Here is a 19,567-nt window from a genome sequence, read left to right on the forward strand (position 1 = left end):
GGGGGTGCCTGGGCGCAACGGTTCACGCTCTAGTGGCAAAATAAAATCAAGGCCTCACCTGTCCCGACCCGCGCACGCGATATTTGAACGAGGTCAGCTGCTCGACACCGACCGGCCCGCGCGCATGCATCTTGCCGGTGGCGATGCCGATCTCGGCGCCCATGCCGAACTCGCCGCCATCGGCGAACTGGGTCGAGGCATTGTGCAGCAGGATCGCCGAATCGATCTCGTTGAAGAACCGTTCCACGGCCTTCGCGTCCTCGGCGATGATCGCCTCTGTGTGATGCGAGGAGAAGGTCTCGATATGCTCGATCGCGCCACCGATGCCGTCGACCAGCTTCACCGCGATGATGGCGTCGAGATATTCGGTCACCCAGTCGGCATCGGTCGCCGGCTTGGCGTCGAAAAACACCTTCAGCACTTCTTGATCGGCATGGATCTCGCAGCCGGCGGCGCGCAGCGCATCGAGGATCGGTGCCAGATGCGTGGACGCCACAGCGCGGTCGACCAGCAGCGTTTCGGCGGCGCCGCAGACCCCGGTGCGCCGCATCTTGGCGTTGACGGCGATCCTGACCGCCATGTCGGGATCGGCGGAGCGGTCGATGTAGAGGTGACAGATGCCTTCGAGATGGGCGAAGACCGGCACCCGCGCCTCGCTCTGCACCCGCCCGACCAGGCTTTTGCCGCCGCGCGGGATGATGACGTCGAGCGCACCGCCTAGCCCCTTCAGCATCTCGCCGACAGCGGCGCGGTCGGTGGTCGGCACCAGTTGGATGGCGTCTTCCGGCAGGCCGGCGGCCTTCAGGCCCTCGACCAGGCAGGCATGGATGGCAGCGGACGAATTGAGCGAATCCGAACCGCCGCGCAGGATCACCGGATTGCCGGCCTTGAGGCAGAGCGCACCGGCATCCGCCGTCACGTTCGGGCGGCTCTCATAGATGACGCCGACGACGCCGAGCGGCGTGCGCACGCGCTCGATCCGCAGGCCGTTCGGCCGTTCCCAGGCGGCGATCACGTCACCGACCGGATCCTTGAGTTCGGCGATTTCGCGAATGCCGTCGGCCACCGCGCGGATGCGCGCGGGATTGAGTTTCAGCCGGTCCATGAAGGAGGCGGAAAGCCCTGACTCCTCACCATTCGAGATGTCGATGGCATTGGCGTCGAGAATGTCCTGCTCGCGGGCGACGATCGCGTCCGCCATGGCAAGCAGCGCGGCATTCTTGGCGGCGGTGGTGGCGATGGCCAGCGGTCGGGCGGCGGCACGGGCGCGGCGGCCGATATCGGCCATCAACGCCACGGTGTCATCCCCGGATTTTTCATGCAGCTTCAGCATGGCTCATCCTCCGCTTATGTCGCCTCCCGCGTGACTCACCACGAGATCATCGCGGTGGATCATCGCCGAACGCGCTTCGTAGCCGAGCACGGTTTCGATCTCGGCCGTCTTCAGGCCTGCGATCCTTACGGCATCGGCGGCATCATAGGCAACCAGCCCGCGCGCGATCTCGCGGCCCTCTGGCGACAGGATCGCAACCGTATCGCCGCGCGAGAAATTGCCGCTGACCAGTTTGACGCCCGCCGGCAGCAGCGATTTGCCCGATGCGAGCGCACCGACGGCGCCGGCATCGACCGTCAGCCGGCCGGCTGGTTCGAGCTGGCCGGCGATCCAGGTCTTGTAGCCCTTGACCGGATTGGCGCTCGGCCGGAAGAAGGTGGCGCGTTCGCCGCGCTCGATCGCCATCAGCGGCGACAGCCGCGTGCCCGAGGTGATGATCATCGCGGTGCCGGCGGCGGTGGCGATCTTGCCGGCATCGAGCTTGGTGCGCATGCCGCCGCGCGACAGTTCGGAGGCGGCAGCCCCCGCCATCGCCTCGATGTCCGGCGTAATGCGGTCGACCACCGGAATGAACTTGGCTTGCGGATCGCGCGCCGGCGGTGCGGTGTAGAGCCCGTCAATGTCGGAGAGCAGCACCAGAAGGTCGGCGCCCATCATGGTGGCAACGCGCGCGGCCAGCCGGTCATTGTCGCCATAGCGGATTTCGGACGTGGCGACCGTGTCGTTCTCGTTGATGACCGGCACCGCCTTCATCTTGAGCAGCGTCGAGATCGTCGCGCGCGCATTGAGATAGCGGCGGCGCTCCTCGGTGTCGCCAAGGGTCAGAAGAATCTGGCCCGACTTCAGCGCACCCTTGCCGAGCGCATCCGACCAGGCGCCGGCGAGCGCAATCTGCCCGACGGCGGCGGCCGCCTGGCTCTCCTCGAGCTTCAAGGCGCGCTTGCCAAGGCCCAAGATCGTTCGGCCAAGCGCGATGGCGCCAGAGGAGACGACGAGGATTTCGGCGCCGCCCTGGGCAAGCACCGTGATGTCGTCGGCGAGCGAGTCCAGCCAGTCGCGCTTCAGGCCGCTCGCGCGGTCGACGAGCAGCGCCGAGCCGATCTTGACGGTGATGCGCCGGTATTTTTTCAGCGACTGCATGGTCTTACTTTTCCCAGCGCGTCTCGACCATGGGCGCGGCCTCCGCGCGCGCCTCGGCAATCACCGTCATCAGCGCCCGCAGAACGGCCTCGACACCTTCGCCGGTGACGGCGGACAAAAGCATCGGCGCGCGGCCGGCGGCGCGCTTCAGCGAGGCGACCTTCTTCTTGCGCTCATCGGCATCGAGCGTGTCGACCTGGCTGAGCGCCAGGATCTCGACCTTTTCGGTCAGGCCATTGCCATAGGCATCGAGCTCGGCCCGCACGGTCTTGTAGGCCTTGCCCGGGTTTTCCTCCTGCGCCGAAACCAAATGCAGCAGCACGCGCGTGCGCTCGACATGGCCGAGGAAACGGTCGCCGATGCCAACGCCCTCATGCGCGCCCTCGATGAGGCCCGGAATGTCGGCGATGACGAATTCGCGCGCGTCGATGCGGGCGACGCCGAGGCCGGGATGCAGCGTCGTGAACGGATAATCGGCGATCTTCGGCTTCGCCGCGGTGACCGCCGCCAGGAAAGTCGACTTGCCGGCATTGGGCAGTCCGACCAGCCCGGCATCGGCGATCAGCTTCAACCGCAGCCAGATGTTAAGCTCCTCGCCGGGAAGGCCGGGATTGGCGCGGCGCGGCGCCTGGTTGGTCGAGGTCTTGAAATGTTGGTTGCCGAAGCCGCCATTGCCGCCCTTGGCGAGCAGGAAGCGCTGGCCGACCACGGTGAGGTCGCAGATCAGCGTCTCATTGTCTTCCTCGAACACCTGCGTTCCCGCCGGCACCTTCAGCGTCACGTCGGCGCCCTTTGCGCCGGTCATGTTGCGGCCCATGCCGTGGACGCCGGTCTTGGCCTTGAAATGCTGCTGGTAGCGATAGTCGATCAGCGTGTTCAGGCCGTCGACCGCTTCCAGCCAGACATCGCCGCCGCGGCCGCCATCGCCGCCATCCGGCCCGCCGAACTCGATGAATTTCTCGCGCCGGAACGACACCGAACCGGCGCCCCCGTCACCCGAGCGGACATAGACCTTGGCTTGATCGAGAAATTTCATGGGATTGCAGTTTCTTTTATTGGCCTTGCGGCATTGCTCTAAACCTTGGGCCTTGCTCTAAACCAAGGCGCGGTCAAGGGCGAGACCGTTTTGTGACAATGGCCGCTTGGGGTCGGCCGGAGACATGTTGGCATGAAGCTTGTAACCTACAACATCCAATACGGCATCGGCCTTGATCGGCAATACGATGTCGCGCGCATTGCCGACGCGGTGCGCGGCGCCGATGTGATCGCGCTGCAGGAGGTCACCCGCAACAATCCGAGGAACGGCGGGCGCGACATGGTCGCCGAGATCGGCGAGGCGCTGCCGGACTATTTCGCCGTCTATGGCAGCAATTTCGAGGCCAATATCGGCTCGCGCATCGACAACGGCCGCGCCATCACCACAACCTTCCAGCTCGGCAACATGATGCTGTCGAAGACGCCCATTCATCTGTCGCGCAACCTGCTTTTGCCGCGCAGCCGCAGCTTCGAGATGATGAACTTCCAGCGCGGCGCGCTGGAAGCGCTGATCGAGACGCCGCTTGGCTTTATACGCTTCTATTCCATCCATCTCGATCACCGTAGCCCGGTCGAACGCGCGAGCCAGATCCAGTTCCTGCGCCGGCGCCTTTTGAACTACGCGCTCGAAGGCGGCGCGCTGTCCGGCGTCGCCGAGATCGGACTGCCGGAATTGCCGCACCCCGAGGCCTTTGTCGCCATGGGCGATTTCAACATGCTGGCAGGCTCGCCCGAATATGTCGAACTGGCCGGCCGGCCGGATCACCAGTTCGGTATGCCGCTGACCGCCGACTTCGCCGTCGACGCCGCCGTGCGCCTCAACGTCGCCGGCGACGATCTCGCCAGTTGGGTCGACCCCAAGGACCCGGCGAACACCAGCCGCCACAAGCGCATCGACTACGTCTTCACCAGCGCCTCGCTTGCCAGATCGCTGAAGCGCCTGTGGGTCGACCACCAGGCAACCGGTTCGGACCACCTGCCGGTGTGGGCCGAGCTGGGCTGACGCACCTCATCCGGCTGCGTTTTCGCGTTCAACGATCGCCATCATGATCGTATCGCCGTAGTGCCCGTCGATACGGATAGCGTCGCGCTGCACACCCTCCCTGACAAACCCCACCTTGTCGTAAAGGGCGATTGCACGGGCATTGTCGGCATGTACGGACAGCTCGACGCGGGCAAAGCCGACCTTGCGTGCCTGCGCCAGGGTGGCATTGATAAGCCGCAGTCCGAGGCCACGCCCGCGATGGGAGGCAACAATCCCCATTCCGAGGCTGCCACGATGCGCATGGATGAGCCGGTCATGGCGTGAGATATCGCACCAGCCGACCACCTCGCCGTGAACAACGGCGACGAAACCTGGATCGCCGGCCACGATACGGTCCAACACGAATCGCCGGGTTTGGTCGAGTGGCGGCGCCTCGAGGAAGGACAGGTACTTCCGCTCACGCGCAACGAGATCAAGCGCGCGATGAAAGCTTTCGATGCGACCCGGCGTTATCGGCGCGATCGCGATCGTTTCAATATCGTTGCTGTCATCGGCCATTGGCTTGCCCGGCGCCATCCATCAAAGCGCCATCCATCAAAAATGCACCCAGTTGCGCAGGCTGATCCACGTCTTCCTGCCGAGCCTGTAGCGCTCGACAGGCACCTGGCCGGCGACGATCGAGTTCAGCATGCCCTGGCCGGCATACTGGAAGCCGCACTTGTGGATCACCCGGCGCGAGGCCGGATTGATGACCCGCGTCGAGGCATGCAGCACCTGGACCGATGTCTTCTGGAAGGCGATGTCGACCAGCGCGTGGGCGGCTTCCGTCGCATAGCCGCGCTTCCAGTAGGGTTCGCCGATCCAGTAGCCGAGCTCCAGCCCGCGATCGGTGGTGTTGAGCCCCGCGCAGCCGACGAAAGTGTCGGTGCCGGCCAGCGTCAAGGCATAGGCGATGCCAGCGCGGCGCGACCGTGTCATGGCCAGGAAAGCGCGGGCCTCGGCCTCGCCATAGGGGTGCGGCATGCGTGCCAGCATTTCGGCGACATGACGGTTGTCGGCAAGCTCGACCAGTTGCGCGATGTCGCTCTCGCGCGGCGCCCGCATCACCAGCCGCTCGGTGACCAGCACCGGGCAGTCTATCGCGTAACTTTCGTCTTCTGAGTCTTCCGCTTCGGCAACCATTTTAGTCCTCCAGGCAAGAAAAAAGGGGAGATGGAAAACCCATCTCCCCTGATCCTTTTCCTGGCATTGCCAGACACCGGTTCCCGAGATGGGCGCCGGTGTTCTAGTGCGGAACCGGCTACTCCGCGGCTTTGGTAATCGGGTTGACCGATACGTAGGTTCGGCCGTTGGCTTTTTTGTTGAAGGTGACTGCGCCGGATTCGAGCGCAAAAAGCGTATGGTCCGTGCCCATGCCGACATTGACGCCGGGATGCCAGGTGGTGCCGCGTTGACGAATGATGATGTTGCCCGGGATGACGGCTTCGCCGCCGAACTTCTTCACGCCCAGACGCTTGGAATGCGAGTCGCGACCGTTGCGCGACGAGCCGCCAGCTTTCTTGTGTGCCATCTAACTAACTCCGTTGCGCCGCAAGGCGCCTAAAAGGCCTTATGAACGCGTTCGCGTTCCGTTTCAAGTCCGATCCGGCGGATGTTTCGCCGGAAAAATTACTTCTTCGCCAGTTCCTTGGCCTGTTCGCGCCAGTCCTTGATCTGGTCGGCGCTGAACGGCATGTGCTCGTCGATCTTGGCGACATCCTTGTCGGTCAGCTTGGCGAGCTGCGCGAAGGTGATGATGCCCTGCTCGTTGAGATCCTTGGCGGCGACCGGGCCGATGCCCTTGATCACGGTCAGGTCGTCCGGCTCGCCCTTCGGCGCCTTGAACAGCGGCGCGGCGGCGGTCTCGGCCGTCACGTCTGCCTTGGGGGCAGCTTCCTTCTTGGCCTTGGCCTCCTTCGGCGCAGCCTCGGCAGCAACCTCGGCCTTGGCTTCCGCCTTCACGGCGGCCTTCTTGGCGGGCTTCGCGCCACCCAGCAGGATCTCGGAGATCCGCACGGTGGTCAAAAGCTGGCGATGGCCGATCTTGCGGCGCGAATTCTGACGGCGGCGCTTCTTGAAAGCGATGACCGTGCGGTTCTTGCCCTGCTCGACGACTTCGGCGGTGACCAGAGCGCCATCGACGAACGGCGCACCGAACGTCACATTCTCGCCCTCGCCATGCGCGAGCACGTGGCCGATCTCGACGATATCGCCGACATTGGCTTCGACTTTTTCGATCTTGAGGAGATCGTTGGCGGCAACGCGATACTGCTTACCGCCCGTTTTAATGACTGCGAACATTTTTTGCCTTTCGCTGTTCGGTCGGCCTCGATGAACCGCCTGAGGCGGTTCGGCCGTCTTTTTGTCAGTCTGCGGGTTCAAAAAACAAGCGGCGCGGAAGAACCCTCCACGCCGATTGCGCGCTGTCCCTAACCGAAGGTTGCGTGGGAGTCAAGGCAACAGCCGTTGCCGGGGAGGTCAATGGCCGGCAAAGACCAGGCATGTCGACTTGACCGACCGGCGTTGCCTTCACCTGGCGGCGGGTATGCGTGGTTGGCCCGTGAAACCGCGTGGGTTCGACCGCAAAGACCTGCCCTGTTTCAGCTGCTTGCCCGGCAGGCCGGATGACAAGCCAAATATCGGTGGATTTGGCCTTGTAACCTGCCCGTTCAGCCGTTATCTAGTGCGCCGCGCCGGCAACGGCCGACCATGACCGCGGAGAGGTGGCAGAGTGGTCGAATGCACCGCACTCGAAATGCGGCATGGGTGCAAGCCCATCGGGGGTTCGAATCCCTCCCTCTCCGCCACTAATGACCAATCGCATCGAGGATCGCGCACTCCGCGAGTGCTGATGACGCGATAAATTCGGCCAGTTGCCTGGGTTCCGTCGTCCGATCAGTCAATGGCGTCCTGTTTCAATGGATCTGTACGCCAAGCCGCTCGTTCTTCCTCCATCGCACCACCGCACGATATTCGACACCATCCGCAGGGACGTACAGGACGAACCGCTCGGGAACAACCACGCCCGGCTCCACCCGTAGCTCCGCACCATGAGCGTGCTGATTTCTGACGGAGCAAGCGATCGTCGTGTCCTCCGTGATGATGGTTCCATCCTTTAGAACGGCCGCCCGGGGAAGTGAGCGTCGTTCGATTGGTGGATCATCGGGTTTGCCGCTCACCTTTTCATTCCTCCCGAAATCTTGTGGCGAAACGCATAAACTGGCCGCGACAATCGCGATTCAATTAGCATACACTAAAATGGTTCCGAAACTTTTATTGCGACGCGAGGTCGAGCGGTCGCGACGAAGGTATTTGGTCTCCCCGGCAACTGCACGGCGGCGACCTTCCTCGAAAAAGCAAGGGACGAGCTGAGGATGCGTTCTTGCCCGGCATCGAAATGCTGGCGCCCAATAGGCAAAAAGAGCCCGCCCGGAATGGGGACCAAGGGCGGGCCAAGAGGTGGCCAGGGATCATCCCAGCTTAGGTCAACGAGCGGCGGAGGGGTTGGTTGCTTTGCGCAAGCCGTCAAAGCATTCACGCTGGTTTGATTCCTTGTATTTTAGCTAACACGATGCTGGGCCGCTTTCTAACTAAAGTTCCAACACAAAATCCCGCCGCTCATTCACGGTAGCGGCGGGTTGATCTAGCTTTTTGGGCGCGATGTGCGGAAGGCGAATTGAGGGGCAAACGCCCGCCTGACCGTCGATGGCGTCGATCCAGATGTGACGATTGCTGCAGGATCTGGTTAGGGCTTTCAGACCGATCCTTCGGACCGGTGCGCGGCAATCGCCTTCAGAAAAATCTCCCCGAACTCCTTGAGCTTGGCCCCTCCCACGCCATTGACCTCGGCAAAGGCGTCGAGGTCGCGCGGGCGGCGTTCGGCCATGTCGATCAGCGTGCGGTCGGAGAACACCACATAGGCCGGCACCTGGCGTTCCTTGGCGAGGCGCAGCCGCAGGGATTTGAGCGTCGCCAGCAGCGAAGCATCGACGCCTTCGGCACCCGAACCCTCCGCGGCTCGCATCTTGCGCAAGGCGCGGCTGCGCATCTCGACACGATAGTGGAACGGGATCTCGCCACGGCCGAGCGCATGGCCTTTCTCGGCGATGGCGAGGCCGCCATGACCGCTCGGATCCGGCTCGAGGAAACCGCCGGCGACGAGCTGCCGGATCAGCGATTGCCAGAGATCCTTCTTGTGCGCCGCGCCGCTGCCGAAGCTGGCAAGCTTCTGGTGACCGCGGGCCACGATCTTCTCGGTCTCATGGCCGAGCAGGATATCGATGACATGGGCGGCGCCGAAGCGCTCGCCGCTCTGCGCGACCGCGGCCAGGATGATGCGTGCTTCCGCGCCGCCATCGGCGCGCGGCACCAGCTCGAGGCAGTTGTCACAATTGCCGCAGGGCTCGGCTTCTTCTCCGAAATAGCCAAGCAGCACCTGGCGGCGGCACTGCGCAGTCTCGCAATAGCCGATCAGGGTGTCGAGCCGGCGATGCGCGCGCTTCTTGTGCTCGACCGCAGCATCCTCGTCGTCGATGAACAGCCGCCGCATGCGGATGTCGCCAAGCCCATACAGCATATGCGCCTCGGCCTTGCGCCCGTCACGGCCGGCACGGCCGATCTCCTGATAATAGGCCTCCAGGCTGCCCGGCATGTCGGTGTGGAAGACATAGGCGACGTCGGGCTTGTCGATGCCCATGCCGAAGGCGATGGTTGCCACCATGACGACGCCGGACAGCGTCATGAAGGCGTTCTGATTGGCCTCGCGCGCGTCCTTGCTCATGCCGGCGTGATAGGCGAGCGCGGTGACGCCGTTCTTCTCGAGGAAGGCCGCCATCTCCTCCGTCTTCTTGCGCGAAAGGCAGTAGACGATGCCGCTCTTGCCCGGGTGACGCTCGATGAAACGCAGCAATTGCCGCTTGCTGTCCTGTTTGGATTCGATCGCGAGCTTGATGTTTGGCCGGTCGAAACCCAGCACCAGCGTTTCGACCCGCTCGGCGAACAGCCGCGCCTCGATATCGCTGCGCGTGCTCTCGTCCGCCGTCGCCGTCACCGCGATGATCGGCACGTTGGGGAAGATGTGGCGCAGGCGCGACAAATCCTCATACTCAGGCCGGAACGCCGGACCCCATTGCGAGATGCAATGCGCCTCGTCGATGGCGATCAGGCTGATTTCGAGCCTGGAAAGCGCCTCGAGCATGCGCTCGGTCATCAGCCGTTCCGGCGCCAGATAGAGCAGCCGCGTCTGGCCTGATGCCACGCGTCGCCAGGCGGCGACATTGGCCTCCCGGTCGAGCGAGGAATTGATCGTATCGGCGCCAACGCCCGCCAGCCGCAAGGCCGCGACCTGATCCTGCATCAGCGCCACCAGCGGCGACACGACCAGGGTGAGCCCACCCATGACCAGCGCCGGCACCTGGTAGCAGAGCGATTTGCCCGCACCCGTCGGCATGACGGCCAGCACATGGCGCCCGCCGAGCAGCGCGTCCATGACATCTGCCTGGCCGGGGCGGAAATCGTCGAAGCCGAACACGTCCTTCAGGACGCGCTGCTTGGGATCCTCCGCCCGAACACTCGCTGACTGTGCCGACATCAGGCGGACACCGGACGGGAAGCGATTTTTCGGGGATGGGAGAGGATGTGGGAATCGATCAAGATGCTCTCCGCGTGACGCTTTGGAGTAGCGCAGCCGCCCTCGGAACACAACCGGAACAGTCATCCCATGTTGACGGCGGACTGATTGGCAGCGGCTGGCGAAGGCACACCTTCCCCTGCGACACCCGCACCCTGCTGGATTCCTTCACGCGCCAGGATGTAAGCTTGGTCGGACGAGCCAGGGAGGGCGCGATGCTGCAGGTGAGACAGGATGTCCTGGGCGAACGGTTCCAGCTGCAACGCGCCGCCTTCGAAAAGCAGCCCTTTCCGGATCTAAGTGTTCGGAAAGACCGCCTGAAGCGCCTGTTGGCCCTGACCGAGCGGCATGAGGCCGACATTTGCGCCGCGATCGACGCCGACTTCGGCGGCCGCTCGGCGCATGAGACGCGCCTTGCAGAACTGTTTGTCGTGCGCGCCGGCATCCGCCACACACTGTCTCATCTGAGCGGCTGGATGCGCGAGCGTCGTATCGCCACCACCTTGCCGTTCCTGCCGGGCCGCAATCGCCTCCTGCCGCAACCGCTTGGTGTCGTCGGTATCGTCTCGCCGTGGAATTACCCCTTCCAGCTTGCCGTCGCGCCGGTCACGGCAGCGCTCGCCGCCGGCAACCGCGTGCTGGTCAAGCCGTCCGACTGACGCCGGCCTTCTCGGCGCTGCTCGCCGGACTGGCCAGCGAACATTTTTCGCCCGACGAGTTGAGCGTCATCACCGGCGATGCCGAGATGGGCAAGGCTTTCGTCTCGATGCCGTTCGATCACCTGCTGTTCACCGGCTCGACCGCGGTCGGCCGACAGGTCGCGGTCGCCGCCGCCGCCAACCTGACCCCGGTCACGCTCGAACTCGGCGGCAAGTCGCCGGCGATCTTCGATCCCTCCTGCGATCTCGATGCGGCAACGGCCAGCATCGCCTATGGCAAGCTGCTCAATGCCGGGCAGACCTGCATCGCGCCGGACTATCTGCTGGTGCCCAAGGGACAGTCCGGCACGGTCGCCGCCAAGCTCGCTGCGGCGGTGGCGCGGCTCTATCCCACCTTGCGCGACAACCCCGACTATACCGCCATCATCAGCGACCGCCATTTTCAACGCCTGCGCGCCATGATCGCGGAAGCCCGCGATGCCGGTGCCGATGTCGTCGAAATCAACCCGGCCGGCGAAGACTTCGGCGCCACGAGCCGCAAGCTTTTGCCGACCCTGGTCAGCAATGCCGGCCCGGATTTGCGGCTGATGCGCGAGGAGATTTTCGGTCCGGTGCTGCCGATCGTCGAATACGCCGCCATCGACGAGGCGATCAGCTATGTGAACCAGGCCGACCGGCCGTTGGCGCTCTACTGGTTCGGCAAGGACAGCACCAACCGCCAGCGCATCCTGCGCGAGACCGCCGCCGGCGGCGTCACCATCAACGACTGCATGCTGCATCTGGTGCAGGAGAACCAGCCTTTCGGCGGCGTCGGCGCCAGCGGCATGGGCGCCTATCACGGCGAATGGGGGTTCCGCACCTTCAGCAAGGAGAAGCCGGTTTTCCTGCAGTCGCGCCTGAGCGCCGGCGCCCTGCTGCGCCCGCCCTACGGCAAGACGTTCGAGCGGCTTTTCGGCCTGCTCCGGCACATCACCTGACCCCAGAGCAATTCCAGGAACCGCTCTGGGACAGCCATCGGTTGTACGGCGCATTAAGCTTATCTTCACCACGATGCGGCAGGCTTCACATCCTGCGGTCATGTCTTGAGTACCGCGGCGCCACAAGCGCCCAGGCAACAACCCGCGCCTCTTTTGGGGCGCGGGTCATTCGCCCGCACTCGATCGTCCAGTCTTGGCTAGGCAAATCATCGGCCAAAGCATGATGCCGAAAAGTGTGAAGCGGCTTCGGACGACATCACGGGCTATCTATTTGATTTATAGCAAGAAAATCGGCACGGTGCGGCGTAAAGCTATCGACCAGCCGTCCCGCTTCCAGCGCCTTGACGCCGTGCACCAGGCCGGACGGCACGATGAAGCTGCCGCCGGCTTCAAGGATCGCCGTGCTCCCGTCGATGGTCACCTCGAAACGGCCTTCGGCGACATAGCTTGACTGGACATGCGGGTGCGAATGCAAGGCACCGACGCCGCCCTTGTCGAAGCCGAATTCGACCAGCATCAGCTCATCGGTGGAGAGGAGAACGCGCCGCCTGTTGCCGTCTGGCGTCGGAGTCCAGGCGCCCTCATCGGCATGCGCGAAGATCTTGGGCTTCGTCATCGTCCTCTCCTCATCGCGCCAGCCAGCCGCCATCCACCGGCACCGCCGCGCCGTGCATATAGTCGGAAGCCCGTGCCAGCAGGAAGACGGCGGCATCGCCAATGTCCGACGGCTCGCCCCACCGCCCCGCCGGAATGCGCCCGACAATGGCGGCACTGCGGTCGGGGTCCGCGCGCAGCGCCTGCGTGTTGTTGGTCTCGACATAGCCCGGCGCGATGGCGTTGACGTTGATGCCCTTGGCCGCCCATTCGCAGGCGAGCAGCCGGGTGATGCCGAGCACGCCATGCTTGGTGGCGGTGTAGGAGGCGACGCGGATGCCGCCCTGGAAACTCAGCACCGAAGCGATGTTGACGATCTTGCCCCGGCGACCTTGGGCAAGCGCGCGCCTGGCGAAGGACTGGCAAAGCAGAAAGACCGTCTTCAAATTGACGTCCAGGACGTCGTCCCAGTCGGTCTCGGTCAGATCGACGGCATCGGCGCGCCGGATGATCCCGGCATTGTTGACCAGCCCGTCCAGCGGCCCGCTTTCGTCCCAGACCCGATCCAGCATCGGACCGGCGGCCGCCGTGTCGGCAAGGTCGGCGCTCACCGCCTCGAACCTGGCACCGATGGCCGCGACCTTGCTCGCCGTATCGTCCATCGACGAACGACCGACGCCGACCACCGCGCCGCCGGCGCGCGCGATCGAGAGGACGATGCCTTGTCCGATGCCGGTGTTGGCGCCGGTGACCAGGATGCGCTTGCCGGCCAGGCTGAAGGCGGAGAGATCGATGCCGGTGCTGTTCATATCAGCCTGTCACGCTGATCCAACCACCGGCGCCGTTGGGATATTGGGCCGCCGCCATCAAAGCCGGTACGCCTTCTTCGCCAGCGTATAGGCCAATTCCCGTGCCAGCTCATGCGCCTCGTCCTCGCGCAGCCGATGCTCGGCGACGAGGCGCGCAAGGAAAGCGCAGTCGACTCGCCGCGCCACGTCGTGGCGGGCCGGGATCGAGGGAAAGGCACGGGTGTCGTCGTTGAAGCCGACAGTGTTGTAGAAGCCGGCCGTTTCCGTCGTCATCTCGCGAAACCGGCGCATGCCTTCCGGACTGTCATGGAACCACCAGGCGGGGCCAAGCTTCAGCGCCGGGTAGACACCGGCCAGCGGCGCCAGCTCGCGCGCGTAACTGCTTTCGTCGAGCGTGAAGAGAATAACCGTCAGGTCACGCTCCAGCCCGACGCAATCGAGCAGCGGCTTCAGCGCCGTCACATAGTCGGTCCGCATCGGGATATCGAAACCCTTGTCGCGGCCGAACCTCTGGAAGACAGAAGGCGAATGATTGCGCCAGGAACCGGGATGGATCTGCAGCACCAGCCCGTCATCCCGGCTCATCTTGGCCATCTCGGTCAGCATCTGGGCGCGGAACAGTTTGCGCTCGCGCTCATCCTCCGAGCCGCGGCGGATGCGGTTGAACAGCTCCTGCGCCGCCGCGTCGGAAAGATTGGCGGTCTCCGCCGTCGGGTGGCCATGATCCGACGAGGTCGCGCCATAATCCTTGAAGAAGGCGCGCCGCTGCCGATGCGCGTCGAGATAGCCGGCCCAGCCGCCGGTGTCGCAGCCGGTGATCTCGCCAAGCCGGTCGAGATTGGCCGAAAAGCCTTCGAAATCGGGGTCGATGACCGCGTCCGGCCGATAGGCGGTGACGACGCGGCCTTCCCAGCCGCTGTCGCGGATCATCTTATGCCATTTGAGATCGTCGAGCGCGCCTTCGGTCGTGGCGATGACCTCGATGTTGAAGCGCTCGAACAGGGCGCGCGGGCGGAAATTTTCCCACTGCAGCACCGTCGCGATCGTGTCGTAGTGGCGGTCGGCCGTCGTGGCATCCAGCGGGTCTTCGATGCCGAACAGATGCGCCAGCACATGGTCGAACCACAGCCGGGTCGGCGTGGCGCGAAACAGGTAATAGTGCTCGGCAAAGCGCCGCCAGATCGTCCTGCCGTCGGTCTCCACCGGCGCGCCATCCAGGCTGGCCACGCCGAGATCCTCCAGCCGCACGCCCTGGCTGAACAGCATGCGGAAGATGTAGTGGTCGGGCACGATGAGCAGTTGCGCTGGATCCGGGAACGGCTCGTTCAGCGCATACCAGCGCGGATCGGTGTGGCCGTGCGGGCTGACGATGGGAAGGTCCTTGATGCCGGCGTAAAGGCCGCGGGCAAGCGAGCGCGAATGCGCTTCGGGCGGAAACAGCAGGTCCGGATCGGTCAGCGCGACCATGGGGAAAGCGGCTCCTCCAGTCTGGATACCGGTACGTTCGGGCCTAGGCGATGTCAATGTGCGTCGGCAAAGCGGCATCCTTGCGGCAGGCTCGAACAGGTGTTACCCCGCCTGTCATCCACAGCCCCCAGCCCCGGTATGCTGATGACCAGAAGCCATCTATCCGACGCCACGCTCCACAAGCTGCCCGCCGGGACCAAAATCCCTGCTTATGACCGCGGCCGCGTTGCTCGAGGCATCGTGCATCTCGGCGTCGGCGCCTTCCATCGCGCCCATCAGGCCGCCTATGTCGACGAGTGCATGGCGGCGGGCGAAACGGGCTGGGGCATCGTCGGCGTCTCCTTGCGCAGCCCCGATACGCGCGACGCGCTGTCGCCGCAGGACGGGCTCTACACGCTGGCGATCCGCAGCAGTGGCGAGGAGGAGTTGCGCGTCATCGGCTCTATCCAGTCGATGCTGGTGGCGCCGGAAGATCCGGGCGCTGTGCTGGCCGCGCTGACCGATCCGCGCACCCGCATCGTCACGCTGACCATCACCGAAAAAGCCTATCTCAGGGCCGCGGGCGGCGGATTGGACACCGCCCATCCCGACATCATCCACGATCTGGCCAATCCGCAAATGCCGAGGACGGCGCATGGCTTCCTCGCCGAGGCGCTTACCCGCAGACTGGCCGCCGGCACCCCGCCCTTCACCGTGCTGTGCTGCGACAACCTGCCTGCCAACGGCGCCACGCTGCACCGGCTGCTGACCGAATTCGCTGCGTTGCGCGACGGCAGCCTCTCCGCAGCAGGCGACACCGGAATCGCCGACCATATCGCAAACCAGGTCGCCTTCCCGTCGAGCATGGTCGATCGCATCGTACCGGCAACCACCGACGCCGACCGGACACGCATTGCCGGCGAACTCGGTGTCGACGATGCTTGGCCGGTGATGACCGAGCCATTCCGCCAATGGGTGGTCGAAGACAATTTCTCCGCCGGCAGGCCGGACTGGGAAAAGTTCGGCGTCACCATGGTCGGCGATGTCGGCCCCTTCGAGGACATGAAGCTCAGGCTGCTCAACGGCGCGCATTCAGGCATCGCCTATCTCGGCCTGCTCAGCGGCCATGCCACCGTCGACCGCGCTTTCGCCGATCCGGCGATCCGGCGATTTGTCGACGGGCTCTGGGCCGAGGCCATCCCGACATTGCCTGAAGATGCCGGACTGGATACGGCGACCTACACAGCCGAGCTTGCCGAGCGTTTTTCAAACACCGCGCTCGCCCACCGCACGGCGCAGATCGCCAATGATGGCAGCCAGAAACTGCCGCAGCGCATCATCGCTTCCGCCATCGAGTGCCTCGAAGCCGGCACCGAGTTCGTGCATCTCACGCTGGTGGTGGCGGCCTGGATCGCCGCCTGCGCCGCGCGCGGAAAAACCTTGCCCGAAAACCATTTCACCGATCCGCTCGATGCGGCGCTGACGGCACTTTTGGACCAGCAATTGCCGGCGAACGAAACCGTAACGGCCGTGTTCGACCTGGCCGGCTTTGCCAGGGATCACGCCGAACGCCAGACGTTGATCGAGCTCACGGCGGTGCATCTGGTGCATTTGCGGCGGGACGGTCCGATTCTGGCCTTCGCCGCCTTGGGCATCTAAACGAAAAAAGCGAGGCAAAGCCCCGCTTTTCATCAAGTCATCTGATGCGGATTTCAGGCCGGAAGAATCGCGCCTTCCAGCGTGGTCAGCTGGCTGAGGAACTGCTCGGCCTTGCTGCGCGCCTGGTCGTCCTTGGCGTCGGCTGCATCTTCCTTGGCTTCCTGGATGCGGCGGGCGAGATCGGCCCGGTCGACATCTTTCACCGCGACAGCTGATTCCGCCAGCAGCGTACAGCCGGCTGGGACGATGTCGGCGAAACCGCCGAACACGACATAGCGTTCTTCGCCGCCCGAGGCGGTCTTCACCGTGACGACACCCGGCTTGATCGTGGTCATGACCGGCGCGTGATGCGCCATCACGGTCATCTCGCCTTCGGCGCCCGGAATGACGACGGATTCGACCTGCTCGGAAACCAGCAGGCGTTCCGGCGAGACCAGTTCGAATTTGAAAGCTTCAGCCATTATCGTATCCGTTCAACCCATTCGGGCGGCACCCACGCAAAATGTATGGTTGCCGATTGGCTCAGAGCGTTGGAGATCTCCAACTGACCGAGTTCCTCGTGCCACTCCTCCACAGTCCACTCCCGACCGATGAGGGTGTTTAGCTCTGCGACGTCCTCTTCTGGAAGACCAGAAAGAAACTCATCGCTGAGTCGAAGTAACCGGACCCGATCGCCTTGAGCGTATTCGGGTCCTCCATCTTTCATCAGGCCGCTTCGGCCGCCAGGCGCTGTGCCTTCTCGACCGCTTCCTCGATGCCGCCGACCATGTAGAAGGCAGCTTCCGGAAGGTGATCGTAGTCGCCGTTGCAGAGGCCCTTGAAGCCCTTGATGGTGTCGGCGAGGTCGACGAGCTTGCCCGGCGCGCCGGTGAATACTTCGGCGACGAAGAAAGGCTGCGACAGGAAGCGCTCGATCTTGCGGGCGCGGGCCACGGTCTGCTTGTCCTCTTCCGACAGCTCGTCCATGCCCAGGATGGCGATGATGTCCTGCAGCGACTTGTAGCGCTGGAGGATCGACTGCACCTGGCGGGCAACCGCATAGTGCTCTTCACCGACAACCATCGGGTCGAGCATGCGCGAGGTCGAGTCCAGCGGATCGACCGCCGGATAGATGCCCTTCTCGGCGATGGCGCGGTTCAGCGTCGTCGTGGCGTCAAGGTGGGCGAACGAGGTCGCCGGTGCCGGATCGGTCAAGTCGTCGGCGGGCACGTAGATGGCCTGCACCGAAGTGATCGAGCCCTTGGTGGTGGTGGTGATGCGTTCCTGCAGCGCGCCCATGTCGGTGGCGAGCGTCGGCTGATAGCCCACGGCCGACGGGATACGGCCGAGCAGAGCCGACACTTCCGAACCCGCCTGCGTGAAGCGGAAGATGTTGTCGACGAAGAACAGCACGTCCTGGCCCTGGTCGCGGAAATATTCAGCCACCGTCAGGCCGGTCAGGCCGACACGGGCGCGCGCGCCCGGCGGCTCGTTCATCTGGCCGTACACGAGAGCCGCCTTGGAGCCTTCGCCGCCGCCCTTCTTGTTGACGCCGGATTCGATGAACTCGTGATAGAGATCGTTGCCCTCGCGGGTGCGCTCGCCGACGCCGGCGAACACCGAATAGCCGCCATGCGCCTTGGCGATGTTGTTGATCAGTTCCTGGATCAGCACGGTCTTGCCGACGCCGGCGCCGCCGAACAGGCCGATCTTGCCGCCCTTGGCGTAGGGTGCCAGCAGATCGAGCACCTTGATGCCGGTGATCAGGATCTGCGCTTCCGTCGACTGCTCGACATAGGTCGGAGCCGGCTGGTGGATGGAGCGCATTTCGATCGCGTCGACCGGACCCTCTTCGTCGACCGGCTCGCCGATGACGTTGATGATGCGGCCGAGCATGCCCGGGCCGACCGGCACGGTGATCGGCGCACCGGTGTCACGCACTTCCTGGCCGCGCACCAGACCTTCGGTGGAGTCCATGGCGATGCAGCGAACGGTGTTTTCACCCAGATGCTGGGCAACTTCGAGCACCAGACGATTGCCGACATTGGTCGTCTCGAGCGCGTTCAGGATCGCCGGAAGGTGATCGCCGAACTGCACGTCGACGACGGCGCCGATGACCTGGCGGACCTTGCCGACAACGCCGGTTGCCTTGGCGGCCACGGCCGAAGTCTTGGCCGCCGCGGCCTTGGCCGGCGCTGCCGCCGTCTTTGCCGGAGCTGCCTTCGCGGCGGCTGCCGGAGCCTTGGCCGCCTTTACGGGGGCTGCGGCCTTGGGGGCCGCCGTCTTGGGGGTCGCTGCTTTCGCCATCGTCTTTACCCTTTTTCGTCCTTTGTTTCTCACGCGGTCCTAGAGCGGGCCGATGGCCCGCGAACCGCGCCTAGAGCGCTTCGGCGCCCGAAATGATTTCGATCAGTTCCTTGGTGATCTGCGCCTGCCGCTGGCGGTTATAGGTGATCGACAGCTTGTTGATCATCTCGCCGGCGTTGCGCGTCGCATTGTCCATGGCGCTCATCTTGGCGCCCATTTCGCCGGCCGCGTTTTCGAGCAGCGCCCGGAAAACCTGCACGGAAATATTGCGCGGGATGAGGTCGGAGAGGATTTCGCCCGGCTCCGGCTCGTACTCGTAGACGGCATTGCCGCCATCCACCGCCGCGGCGGGAGCCGAAGCGACGCCGGCGGGAATGATCTGCTGCGCGGTCGGGACCTGGCTGATCACCGATTTGAACTGCGAATAGAACAGCGTGCAGATGTCGAAGGCGCCCTCGTTGAAGAGGTGGATGACCTTCTTGGCGATCGCGTCGGCATTGACGAAGCCGAGTGTCTTGACCTCGCGCAGATCGACACGGTCGAGGATCATCGAGGCATAGTCGCGGCGCAGGATATCGAAACCCTTCTTGCCGACGCAGATGATCTTGACCTGCTTGCCGTCGGCTAGAAGCCGCCGGATATGATCGCGGGCCAGGCGGGCGATCTGCGAATTGAAGCCGCCGCACAGGCCACGCTCGGCGGTGCAGACGACGAGCAGATGCACGTTGTCCTTGCCGGTGCCGGTCATCAGCGCCGGGGCATCGCCGCCGCCGCCGATTGCCTGGGTGATGTTGGCCAGCACGGAACCCATGCGCTCCGAATAGGGGCGCGCCGCTTCCGCTGCCTCTTGCGCACGGCGCAGCTTCGCCGCGGCGACCATCTGCATCGCCTTGGTGATCTTCTGCGTCGCCTTGACCGAGGCGATACGGTTACGAAGGTCTTTTAATGAAGGCATGCTTCAAACCTGATCCCGTCT

Annotated in this window: 17 protein-coding genes, 1 tRNA gene and 1 pseudogene; 4 read left to right on the forward strand and 15 right to left on the reverse strand. The window is 64.4% G+C overall.

What is annotated here, in order from left to right; genetic code table 11:
- Window positions 1–46: 46 nt before the first annotated feature.
- From AB4Z43_RS27395 to obgE, 3 genes are read right to left on the reverse strand one after another with little or no spacing between them, the layout of a single operon-like run.
- A complete protein-coding gene (locus tag AB4Z43_RS27395) occupies window positions 47–1,333 on the reverse strand; it encodes a glutamate-5-semialdehyde dehydrogenase (protein WP_441939745.1) in 1,287 nt (428 codons plus the stop codon).
- 3 nt (window positions 1,334–1,336) lie between these two features.
- The gene (gene proB / locus AB4Z43_RS27400; protein ID WP_019861826.1) at window positions 1,337–2,473 is read right to left on the reverse strand and encodes a glutamate 5-kinase; all 1,137 of its coding nucleotides are present in this window, start codon (window positions 2,471–2,473) and stop codon (window positions 1,337–1,339) included.
- Between the two features lie 4 nt (window positions 2,474–2,477).
- Window positions 2,478–3,509, reverse strand: coding sequence for a GTPase ObgE (gene obgE / locus AB4Z43_RS27405; RefSeq protein WP_019861827.1), 1,032 nt, complete (start codon window positions 3,507–3,509; stop codon window positions 2,478–2,480).
- Window positions 3,510–3,641: 132 nt separating this feature from the next.
- Here obgE and AB4Z43_RS27410 point away from each other — a divergent pair, with 132 nt between their 5' ends.
- Window positions 3,642–4,511 carry an endonuclease/exonuclease/phosphatase family protein gene (locus AB4Z43_RS27410; RefSeq protein ID WP_441939748.1) on the forward strand — a complete coding sequence of 290 codons (870 nt, stop codon included), beginning with the start codon at window positions 3,642–3,644 and terminating at the stop codon, window positions 4,509–4,511.
- 6 nt (window positions 4,512–4,517) lie between these two features.
- On the opposite strand, the gene AB4Z43_RS27415 is transcribed toward AB4Z43_RS27410, so the two are convergent.
- The 4 genes from AB4Z43_RS27415 to AB4Z43_RS27430 all read right to left on the reverse strand — a co-directional run bounded on the left by AB4Z43_RS27415 (window position 4,518) and on the right by AB4Z43_RS27430 (window position 6,833).
- A complete protein-coding gene (locus AB4Z43_RS27415; protein ID WP_027047506.1) occupies window positions 4,518–5,051 on the reverse strand; it encodes a GNAT family N-acetyltransferase in 534 nt (177 codons plus the stop codon).
- Between the two features lie 36 nt (window positions 5,052–5,087).
- Window positions 5,088–5,675 (reverse strand): GNAT family N-acetyltransferase, encoded by a 588-nt coding sequence (locus tag AB4Z43_RS27420; RefSeq protein ID WP_441939751.1) that lies wholly within the window; start codon window positions 5,673–5,675, stop codon window positions 5,088–5,090.
- Between the two features lie 118 nt (window positions 5,676–5,793).
- Window positions 5,794–6,063 carry a 50S ribosomal protein L27 gene (rpmA, locus tag AB4Z43_RS27425; RefSeq protein ID WP_010912120.1) on the reverse strand — a complete coding sequence of 90 codons (270 nt, stop codon included), beginning with the start codon at window positions 6,061–6,063 and terminating at the stop codon, window positions 5,794–5,796.
- A gap of 98 nt (window positions 6,064–6,161) precedes the next feature.
- A complete protein-coding gene (locus tag AB4Z43_RS27430; RefSeq protein ID WP_010912121.1) occupies window positions 6,162–6,833 on the reverse strand; it encodes a 50S ribosomal protein L21 in 672 nt (223 codons plus the stop codon).
- A 416-nt stretch (window positions 6,834–7,249) separates the two neighbouring features.
- On the opposite strand from AB4Z43_RS27430, the gene AB4Z43_RS27435 reads away from it, so the two are divergent.
- Window positions 7,250–7,339 (forward strand) — tRNA-Ser (locus AB4Z43_RS27435).
- Between the two features lie 108 nt (window positions 7,340–7,447).
- Here AB4Z43_RS27435 and AB4Z43_RS27440 read toward each other — a convergent pair.
- Both AB4Z43_RS27440 and recQ read right to left on the reverse strand, forming a co-directional pair.
- Complete coding sequence (locus tag AB4Z43_RS27440; RefSeq protein WP_081295926.1) at window positions 7,448–7,711, reverse strand: PilZ domain-containing protein; 264 nt, start codon at window positions 7,709–7,711, stop codon at window positions 7,448–7,450.
- 575 nt (window positions 7,712–8,286) lie between these two features.
- On the reverse strand, window positions 8,287–10,122 hold the full coding sequence (recQ, locus tag AB4Z43_RS27445) for a DNA helicase RecQ (protein ID WP_202379620.1): 1,836 nt from the start codon (window positions 10,120–10,122) through the stop codon (window positions 8,287–8,289).
- A gap of 254 nt (window positions 10,123–10,376) precedes the next feature.
- Here recQ and AB4Z43_RS27450 point away from each other — a divergent pair.
- Window positions 10,377–11,797 (forward strand): annotated as a pseudogene (locus AB4Z43_RS27450) (coniferyl aldehyde dehydrogenase).
- Window positions 11,798–12,053: 256 nt separating this feature from the next.
- On the opposite strand, the gene AB4Z43_RS27455 reads toward AB4Z43_RS27450, so the two are convergent.
- Genes AB4Z43_RS27455 through uxaC form a run of 3 tightly spaced genes read right to left on the reverse strand, consistent with a single transcriptional unit; the run spans window position 12,054 to window position 14,667 of the window.
- Window positions 12,054–12,413, reverse strand: coding sequence for a cupin domain-containing protein (locus AB4Z43_RS27455; RefSeq protein ID WP_027047507.1), 360 nt, complete (start codon window positions 12,411–12,413; stop codon window positions 12,054–12,056).
- A gap of 10 nt (window positions 12,414–12,423) precedes the next feature.
- Entirely contained in the window at window positions 12,424–13,200 is a 777-nt protein-coding gene (gene kduD / locus AB4Z43_RS27460; protein ID WP_441939755.1) for a 2-dehydro-3-deoxy-D-gluconate 5-dehydrogenase KduD, read from the reverse strand.
- Window positions 13,201–13,257: 57 nt separating this feature from the next.
- On the reverse strand, window positions 13,258–14,667 hold the full coding sequence (gene uxaC / locus AB4Z43_RS27465; RefSeq protein WP_064981310.1) for a glucuronate isomerase: 1,410 nt from the start codon (window positions 14,665–14,667) through the stop codon (window positions 13,258–13,260).
- Window positions 14,668–14,805: 138 nt separating this feature from the next.
- Between uxaC and AB4Z43_RS27470 the strand changes: the two genes are divergently transcribed.
- Entirely contained in the window at window positions 14,806–16,305 is a 1,500-nt protein-coding gene (locus AB4Z43_RS27470) for a mannitol dehydrogenase family protein (protein WP_064981311.1), read from the forward strand.
- Between the two features lie 53 nt (window positions 16,306–16,358).
- Here AB4Z43_RS27470 and AB4Z43_RS27475 read toward each other — a convergent pair whose 3' ends face one another.
- The 3 genes from AB4Z43_RS27475 to AB4Z43_RS27485 all read right to left on the reverse strand — a co-directional run bounded on the left by AB4Z43_RS27475 (window position 16,359) and on the right by AB4Z43_RS27485 (window position 19,546).
- Window positions 16,359–16,766 carry a F0F1 ATP synthase subunit epsilon gene (locus AB4Z43_RS27475; protein WP_010912151.1) on the reverse strand — a complete coding sequence of 136 codons (408 nt, stop codon included), beginning with the start codon at window positions 16,764–16,766 and terminating at the stop codon, window positions 16,359–16,361.
- A gap of 244 nt (window positions 16,767–17,010) precedes the next feature.
- A complete protein-coding gene (gene atpD / locus AB4Z43_RS27480) occupies window positions 17,011–18,591 on the reverse strand; it encodes a F0F1 ATP synthase subunit beta (RefSeq protein ID WP_032932130.1) in 1,581 nt (526 codons plus the stop codon).
- Between the two features lie 70 nt (window positions 18,592–18,661).
- On the reverse strand, window positions 18,662–19,546 hold the full coding sequence (locus tag AB4Z43_RS27485; protein ID WP_010912153.1) for a F0F1 ATP synthase subunit gamma: 885 nt from the start codon (window positions 19,544–19,546) through the stop codon (window positions 18,662–18,664).
- Window positions 19,547–19,567: the final 21 nt, after the last annotated feature.

This window comes from Mesorhizobium sp. 2RAF45 (genome assembly GCF_052115225.1).
Classification (GTDB): domain Bacteria; phylum Pseudomonadota; class Alphaproteobacteria; order Rhizobiales; family Rhizobiaceae; genus Mesorhizobium; species Mesorhizobium jarvisii.

Excerpts from the sequence above, each read along its gene's own strand:
- AB4Z43_RS27395 (WP_441939745.1), bottom strand. The coding sequence starts at position 1,333 with ATGCTGAAGCTGCATGAAAAATCCGGGGATGACACCGTGGCGTTGATG.
- obgE (WP_019861827.1), bottom strand. The coding sequence starts at position 3,509 with ATGAAATTTCTCGATCAAGCCAAGGTCTATGTCCGCTCGGGTGACGGG.
- AB4Z43_RS27410 (WP_441939748.1), top strand. The coding sequence starts at position 3,642 with ATGAAGCTTGTAACCTACAACATCCAATACGGCATCGGCCTTGATCGG.
- AB4Z43_RS27415 (WP_027047506.1), bottom strand. The coding sequence starts at position 5,051 with ATGGCCGATGACAGCAACGATATTGAAACGATCGCGATCGCGCCGATA.
- uxaC (WP_064981310.1), bottom strand. The coding sequence starts at position 14,667 with ATGGTCGCGCTGACCGATCCGGACCTGCTGTTTCCGCCCGAAGCGCAT.
- atpD (WP_032932130.1), bottom strand. The coding sequence starts at position 18,591 with ATGGCGAAAGCAGCGACCCCCAAGACGGCGGCCCCCAAGGCCGCAGCC.
- rpmA (WP_010912120.1), bottom strand. The coding sequence starts at position 6,063 with ATGGCACACAAGAAAGCTGGCGGCTCGTCGCGCAACGGTCGCGACTCG.
- proB (WP_019861826.1), bottom strand. The coding sequence starts at position 2,473 with ATGCAGTCGCTGAAAAAATACCGGCGCATCACCGTCAAGATCGGCTCG.
- AB4Z43_RS27430 (WP_010912121.1), bottom strand. The coding sequence starts at position 6,833 with ATGTTCGCAGTCATTAAAACGGGCGGTAAGCAGTATCGCGTTGCCGCC.
- AB4Z43_RS27470 (WP_064981311.1), top strand. The coding sequence starts at position 14,806 with ATGCTGATGACCAGAAGCCATCTATCCGACGCCACGCTCCACAAGCTG.
- AB4Z43_RS27420 (WP_441939751.1), bottom strand. The coding sequence starts at position 5,675 with ATGGTTGCCGAAGCGGAAGACTCAGAAGACGAAAGTTACGCGATAGAC.
- kduD (WP_441939755.1), bottom strand. The coding sequence starts at position 13,200 with ATGAACAGCACCGGCATCGATCTCTCCGCCTTCAGCCTGGCCGGCAAG.
- AB4Z43_RS27485 (WP_010912153.1), bottom strand. The coding sequence starts at position 19,546 with ATGCCTTCATTAAAAGACCTTCGTAACCGTATCGCCTCGGTCAAGGCG.
- AB4Z43_RS27475 (WP_010912151.1), bottom strand. The coding sequence starts at position 16,766 with ATGGCTGAAGCTTTCAAATTCGAACTGGTCTCGCCGGAACGCCTGCTG.
- recQ (WP_202379620.1), bottom strand. The coding sequence starts at position 10,122 with ATGTCGGCACAGTCAGCGAGTGTTCGGGCGGAGGATCCCAAGCAGCGC.
- AB4Z43_RS27455 (WP_027047507.1), bottom strand. The coding sequence starts at position 12,413 with ATGACGAAGCCCAAGATCTTCGCGCATGCCGATGAGGGCGCCTGGACT.